General features: G+C 62.0%; 3 protein-coding genes. 1 reads left to right on the forward strand and 2 read right to left on the reverse strand.

Annotated elements, in window-relative coordinates:
* Both QZY44_RS00165 and QZY44_RS00170 read right to left on the reverse strand, forming a co-directional pair.
* Positions 1-2215: S8 family serine peptidase (locus tag QZY44_RS00165; RefSeq protein WP_295440558.1), on the reverse strand; the 2215-nt coding region annotated here is incomplete at its 3' end.
* A 1168-nt stretch (positions 2216-3383) separates the two neighbouring features.
* Complete coding sequence (locus tag QZY44_RS00170; RefSeq protein ID WP_295440560.1) at positions 3384-5978, reverse strand: Ig-like domain repeat protein; 2595 nt, start codon at positions 5976-5978, stop codon at positions 3384-3386.
* A gap of 103 nt (positions 5979-6081) precedes the next feature.
* Between QZY44_RS00170 and QZY44_RS00175 the strand changes: the two genes are divergently transcribed.
* Positions 6082-6261 carry a hypothetical protein gene (locus QZY44_RS00175; RefSeq protein ID WP_295440562.1) on the forward strand — a complete coding sequence of 60 codons (180 nt, stop codon included), beginning with the start codon at positions 6082-6084 and terminating at the stop codon, positions 6259-6261.
* The last annotated feature ends 374 nt before the right edge of the window (positions 6262-6635 follow it).

Raw genomic sequence — 6635 nt, forward strand, 5'->3', positions numbered from 1 at the left:
CGGCGGTGGGCGTGGCGCTGCAGGTGCTGGTGCCGTCGTAGTCGGCCGGGTTGGGCGTGCAACTGGCCGTCCCCCCGGCCGCCGGGCTGGCAGTGGCGGCGATGGCGTAGCTGTTGCGCGTGAAGGTCGCGGTGACCGCCTTGGCCGCAGTCACGTTGCTCAACACACAGCTGGCGCCGATGCAGTCGCCGCTCCAGGCGCTGAAGGTATAGCCGGCGGTGGGCGTGGCGCGGCAGGTGCTGGTGCCGTCAAAGTCCGCCGGGTTAGGCGTACAGTTGGCCGTCCCACCGCCGGCCGGGCTGGCGGAGGTGGTAATGGCGTAGTTCTTGAGGGTGAAGGTAGCCGTGCAGGTGGTGTCGGCGATCAGCGCGAAGGCGGTCGCGCAACTGCCTGGCGCCCAGCCGCCGAAACCGGAATCGGACGCTGCACTGGCGATGGGGGTGACCAAGGTCTGGTAAGGAAAGGTCCCGCCGCCGCCGATGGTGCCGTTGCCGGTGCCGCTCTGAGTCACCGTCAGGGTATAGGTGGTAGCCGGTGTGGTGACGGTGGACTCGTTGGTGTAACCGGAGGTCCCGGTCGCGTGGTAGGCACTGACCCGATAGTAATAGGCGGTGGCGGGCGTTAACCCGGCGTCGGGGTAGCTGGTGGCGTTGGCGGCGGTCGCGGTGATCTCCGCCCAGGGTCCGGCCACGCCGGTCTTGCGCTCGATCCTGAAGCCGGTCTCGTCGGTGCTGTTATCAGTCCAACTCAGATCGATCTGCGAGGGGGAGGCCACCGTTGTGCTGAGATTGGACGGGGCCGCTGGCGGTAATGCGTCCACCGCGCGGGCCAGATTAATCCGCGGTGTGGTCATTGCAACCTTAGTGTCGGTAATGGCGTCGCCATTCGCTGTCAGGTACTGCCGAACCTGGTCGGGGGTGAGAAAGGCACCGGTCTTGTCCTTGGCCGCGCTTTGCAGCACGGCCGCGGCGCCGGCCGCATAGGGAGAGGCCGCGGAGGTACCGCCGAACGTCGGATCGTAATCGCCGCTGCTTGAACCGCCGCTACCCACGATATCCGTAGTATAAGCATTGTGCGAAGGTGCCAACAGCGTCAAGAATGACGCCGTATTCGAGTACACCGTAACCTTGTCCGCCGCGGTAACCTCAATAGCGGTATAATAACCTGGATCGCACTTGAAGTACACTTGCTGGCTGGCGCAGGACGTCGCGGCGACACACCACCCCATCCGATTACCAGGGGCAATGTCAGCGTCGTAGACCGCGCCGACCGAGTTGACATAGGAAATACAGGCCGGCCAGGCCATACTGTCGCAGTAGCCGTCGTTGCCCGAGGAGGCGAAGATGGTAATACCGGCGGCCACGGCATTGGCGGCGGCGGCCGTCATCGCCGGCTGGAAACTCTCGCAGTCGGAGGTGGTGGAATAACGCAGGCCACCGAAACTGGTATTGATGACGAGAATGGGGTTGGCCGGATCATCGTTTTGGTGCTGGATCGCCCATTCCCAGCCGGCAATCATCGCTGCGGTGTCGGTAGAGAGGCTCGTGCCGTATGCGATTTTTATCGCGTAAAGCTTGGCGGCTGGCGCGACACCACCAATGTAGTCGCCCGCCGTGCCGAGGTTACCGGCGGCGATTCCTGCAACCGCGGTACCGTGCGAATTGCCGTACACGCTGTCCGGTCGGGGGTCGGGATTCCCAGGGGGGACGACATCATAGCCGCCGATGACTTTGGCATTGAATGGGGTAGTACCTCGGGTGCCGTTACCGCCGAGCATCGGGTGCGAGGTGTCAATGCCGCTATCGCAGATCGCGATGCTGACGCCGCTGCCGTTGTAAGTCGATCTGGGCAAGCTGGCACCCATCAGCGGGATGCCTTGTTTGAGGTGTGCCGTCAGTTCAGCGTCCTGCTCGATCCGAATGACGGCGGGATGAGCGGCAAGCAGGGCCAGCGCCGCGGGAGTGACCCGGGCGGCAAAGCCGAACTGATAGGAAAAGCGGTGGGTAACGGTCAGCCCGGGAACGGCGAGTTGCGCGATGACCTGATCAACCCGCGCCGTGACCGTCGCGCGCAGACCATTCCTGAGGTCGGGATTCTGTAAATCATAATAAGTCGGTGCCCCATGGCCATTCAAGCGCTTCCGCATCCGCGGGGAGAGCTGAGATTGCGCGGCCAAGGCGTTGGCGGCCGTGGTCGGCCCAAGCGTCACAATCACCGCGGTGTCGGGTTGGCCCCGCTGAAGGCCAGCCAATACCGCAGTTGGATTCAGCAGCTTCGCGTTGCTTGTCAAAGAGGTCAGCACTGCGGCGGTCGCAGAGTCCAGCACCGGTGCCCCAGCCGGGATCACTGGTTGGGCTGGCACAGCGGTCGTGTTGACCACACCAGACAAGTCGACTTGGATCGGGTTCGAGATTGCAGGATGGGCGCAGACCAAGATCCCAAGCGTCAACATCAGTCGTTTGCTCAACGTGCGGCATTCACGCAAGAATTTAGGTGACATAATCGATTCTCCATGAGCAAAACCAGCAGCCGCGACCACCGCCCAAGGCAAAGGCCGAAAAAAGGTATTATTATAACTCTTTTTCTCAGTGAGCAAACATGAACTGGCCCGCACCCCGGCCCTGAAGCATCACCCTGTCGCCGTCTGACATCAGGCGTTCGGGAACGGTGGGCGCCGGCGTTGGCCGGCGATAAGGTTACGCTCTTAGAATAGGCAAATCGCTCGACCTTGGAAAATCGACAAATACAAGAACTGCTGCGGTGTAGTTAAACACCTGGAAAAACGACTTCACCCAAGCCAAAGCCTAAGGTGAGCCGCCAAGTCTTACGGTTCAAACACTGCTTCCTCACACCGGCCTCGCCTGGGCTCTATTACAGCGAGCTACGGCCTATATTGTTAGCTTACCTCTAATGGGAAGCGGACACCGTCGGAACGAGTTCAAACCCACCTCTACGGCATCGCGCATGGACTCGAGAAGCTTCCGCGGCCAAGACAGTATTCCAAGGCTGGAGCGTTGGAACGAGAACGGGGGCTGGAGCGATGGAGAATGCGTTGGAAAGAGCGGGGCGCGATGGGGCCGGCGTCCGGCCGCTTGGCAGCCGGGGCCACTCAATCCCTTGCGCAGGACCAACCCGACGCGCTCAGACCGGTCTTCGGCGCCAGCAACTGGTCATCGGCGATCGGGTCCAGCAGACTCGGGGCAATGCATAGGCGCTCCTGCTGTTGGCCCTCCCGGCCCAACTTTAGGCCCTGATGCCAGAACGTCCAGCAGCCGCGCTGATAGCGGCGCGTTCTGGGCACAGAGCGCAACTGCCACCCCCTGATTTCGAGGCGGTCGCAGTCAAATTTAATGCCATTCGGGCTGATCTCCTAGTCCCCCGGCTCATTGCCCCAGGGCTGCCCGCCAACCGCCACGGCTGGGCAGCACCACCGCCATCGGGACATAAGTCGCCGCGACGGCCTTGGCTGCGATGATGTTGCTCAAGGTGCAGGTCGTTCCGGCCTGGCCCGCGCAATCCCCGCGCCAACCAGCGAAGACATAACCGGGGTTGACCGCGGCCGGGGCGTTGCAGGTGCTGGCACCGCCGGGCGCGACCGGGTTGGGCGTGCAACTCACCGTGCCGGTGCCGGCCGGTGTGACGCTGGTGACGATGGTGAAGCCGAAGTTGGCCGTCACGCTTTTGGCCGCGGTGACATTGGTCAGGGTGCAACTGGTGCCGGCTCCGGTGCAGTCGCCGCTCCATGCCGCGATGGTGTAGCCGGCGTTGGCCGTGGCGGTGCAGGTGCTGGTGCCGTCATAGTCTACCGGGCTGGGGGTGCAGGTCGCCGTCCCGCCGATCGCCGGGTTGGCGGTAGCGATGATGGCGTAGCTGTTGCGGCTGAAGGTGGCGGTGCAGATGGTATCGGCGGTCAAAGCGACAACGCCGCTGCAACTGACCGGGGTCCAGCCGGCAAATGTGGACCCGTCCGCGGCACTGGTAGTGAGGCTAACGGTTACGCCCGAGTCGTAACTGAAGCGGCAAACACTGCCGCAGTCGATCCCGGCCGGGTCGCTGATGACGGTACCATCGCCCTGCTTTGAAACGCTCAGCATAAACTGTGGCGCAACGACAGTCACTGTGACGGCCGCAGAAGTCGAGGCATTATAGTTGGCATCCCCGGCCTTGGTCGCGGTCATCATGCAACTCCCAATACCGGTGGCGGTAAGTATCGCCCCACTGATTGAGCAGTTGGCACCGGTCGCACCGACGATGGTGTAACTGACCTCACCGTCACCATTGCCACCGGTCGTGTCGAGCGTGCTGCTACCCCCGCTGGTGATGATCGCCGGGGTCGCCAGGAGCAGCAGAGCGGATTGATTGGCCTTGACGACGGTGATGGCCAGTTCGGGGCTGATACCGCTGGCATTAGCCGCGCCGCCACTATAGAAAGCGGTAAATGCATGTCCCCCCATGCCCCAGAAAGACGTGCTGAGGGTCGCGCTGCCGCTTACCAGGGGAGCGGCACCGATGTCCGCGGCGCCATCCCTGAAAGTGATCGCGCCAGTGGGCATCGGCCCAGTGCCAGCCGGCGCGACCGTCGCGGTCAGGGTGACGCTGTCGCCATACTGCGGGGTGTTGCTGGAGGCAGACAACGCGACAGTGGTCTTAGGCTTAGGGGTAGCAATGAAGCCACGGACGGTTGTGCCATCAAAGTAATCCCCTACGACCTGCCCCTGATCGTTGATTCCATGAGAACAGTTTTTGGCGGCAGAATAGGCATCAGGGTGTTGAATAGGCGTTAGCTGACCATCTCTATAAACAAAAGTCCAGCAACCGTCGCGATAATAAAGCAACACCTGGCCACTGTCATTGATAGCAATGGGTGTCGCAGTTTCAATACCCACTCCATCACTCATGGTGGGGAATAATGTCGTATTGTAGCCTCTGTCACTGCTCCAGAGGTAGCCAAAATAAGAACTGCCGAAGTCGGCCTCATATGACCCTACCACCTCACCTTTATTGTTAATCCCGGTGGGATGATTATAGATCAATGTCGGCGAAGGAGCGGGCATAATGGTGATGACACCACCGCTTTCGATGAAGCCCTGCTCGGTGCCGGTGTTCGCGTCCATCCAGTCCAAAAACCACCCGACCAGCTGCCCGCCGTCGTTAATACCAGTGACCCTAGACCAGGCAAAATTGTATATGGCATCGCTAAAAACGCTAGTAATACCGTTGTGATATCTGAAGCCTTGGGTTCCCAAATCGCTGGTAAAGTAACCCACCACATCCCCGCTGTCGTTGATACCCGTGGCCCATACATTAGTGGTTCCAGGCACATCAGGATCGGGGAGCGTGGTGTAGACGCCATTACTGAACAAAAAAGAATAAGTTCGGCCCTGTGCACTGTACGTTCCAGTCACCTGTCCATGATCGTTGATACCCATGAATGAGTATGTCTGGTCAGGCAAGTCGAAGCTGGTGAAGACATAGTCTTCCGCAAGCCCTGCCTGGTTGAAACCGAAGTTGGCCGTCACCCTCTTGGCCGCAGTGACGTGCTCCAGTGTGCAACTGGCACCGGTGCAGTCGCCGCCCCACCCCAGGAAGGTATAGCCGGCGTTGGCCGTAGCGGTGCAGTTGCTGGTGCCGTCGTAGTACACCGAGCCAGGCGCGCAGCTCACCGTCCCGCCGGCCACCGGGTTGGCTCTGGCCGTGATGGGGTAGGTTGCCAACGTGACCACGGCGGGGACTGAACTGAAATCGTATCCGGCGGCGGTCGAACTGGCGCTAAAGCGGATCGGCGTCGCGCCGGTGTACCCAGTCAAGGTACTGAAATTGACTGTGACGAGGTTGGCTGTGGTGCATCCACCGCCGGGCCAGGCGGCGTCGACGTCGGCCCAGGCCACCTGGACGAACTTGTCGGTGAGGGCGTCGGCATCCGCGTTGGCGGTGTCGTTCTCCACCGGCCCCTGGGCGACCAAGGCCGTCGGCAGCACGCCGCTGAGGCTCGTGAATGCAAGGCGGCTGGAGTCCCAATGGATGCGCAGGCCAAGGCCGGTGAGTTGGTCCGAACAGGGGTTGGCGGTGTCATAGCCCACTATGAAGGAGACCGACTGGTTCGGGGCCGCGGCACGTTGGAGCGGAACCGGGGTGATGACTTGCTCCGCGGCGCGCGCGGTGCCGGGCGTCAACAGGGCCATCAGCATGCATCCGGCCGTCGTCAGCAGGCTTGCCTTCATCTCCCAGATCCTCAAGCTCGTTGTTATTCGTCGTTTGTAGAGCGGATGCCCGCAGGGCGATCCGCCATGAAACCGCCAGCGATCATTGCGACATCATGGGGGAACCGCCCCAGCCGGTAGATCATCCAGGTCGGCAAGGCCCCAATCCGGCGGGTAGAGGCCGGCAGCGACCAACCGTGGAAAGGTCGAATAAGGCCAGTCAGTGACCGTAGGGCGGAACGCCGCAGGCGGTTCCGCCGATGACCGCACAGCGACCCGCCATAACGGATCCAGCCATCATGGCGCAACGCGGCAGCACCATCGAGGAACCCCGCAGCCAAAAGGCGGAACCGCCTGCGGCGTTCCGCCCTACCTGGGCTATTAGTCGTTTGTACTTTGATCGGGTCGGGCTGACGGGATTGCGCCCGTCAGCCC

This window comes from uncultured Thiodictyon sp. (assembly GCA_903837595.1).
GTDB lineage: Bacteria > Pseudomonadota > Gammaproteobacteria > Chromatiales > Chromatiaceae > Thiodictyon.